This window comes from Vibrio sp. L85 (assembly GCF_963871815.1).
GTDB classification, from domain to species: Bacteria; Pseudomonadota; Gammaproteobacteria; order Enterobacterales; family Vibrionaceae; genus Vibrio; species Vibrio harveyi.
Genome location: NZ_CAWMYL010000212.1, coordinates 1 through 602 on the forward strand (window position 1 = coordinate 1; position 602 = coordinate 602).

Annotated in this window: 1 protein-coding gene; it reads right to left on the minus strand. The window is 48.2% G+C overall.

Translation table 11 applies throughout. The annotated features are described in order from the left end of the window. Window positions 1-465: hypothetical protein (locus tag AACR11_RS21150; RefSeq protein ID WP_079325131.1), on the minus strand; the 465-nt coding region annotated here is incomplete at its 3' end. Between the last annotated feature and the right edge of the window lie 137 nt (window positions 466-602).

Sequence of the window (602 nt, forward strand, 5' to 3'; positions counted from 1 at the left end):
TAGATGCTTAATGGTAAACAGTAAAACCACTATCAACCCCAAACAGGCGCCAACCTTAAACAGTTGCGGTTTAACGCTCGGTTTTGGTTGCTGTACTTCTTCTTTGGCAGGTTCGGTTGAGAGCATTTGGTCTACCGTAGTCATTTCGGTTGAATCGCTGACGGTCAACGCTTCAACAACGGCTGGTTCTTCTTCGACTTGCTCAGGTTGAATGGTTTCATGGTGCGCTGGCAACAGGTCAGCAGACGCTTGCATGTGCTCACTGCAATAGTCGCTCACCGTTTTACTCATTGAGCTATTGCCGCAGCTTGGACACTTGTAATAAAGCAATCCGAGGTTGCGCCCGTTCTTAACCGTTTCGCCCGTATCAATCATCTTGCCTTCTCCCACCATGTGAACGGTAGAGATTCGACTACACACAGGGCATGGCACATAGCCCCGTGTTGGATTCGGTGTTTTACTCATTGGTTTGCGCCTCTTCAATCACATTAGACATCTGCTTTTGAAGCTGATTTTTGCGCTCAATACGTATGATACGGTTGGCTTTTGCGACCAGCTTTGCCTTGTCCACCAGTTTAGGATCAAGCCCTAGCTCAGTGAGC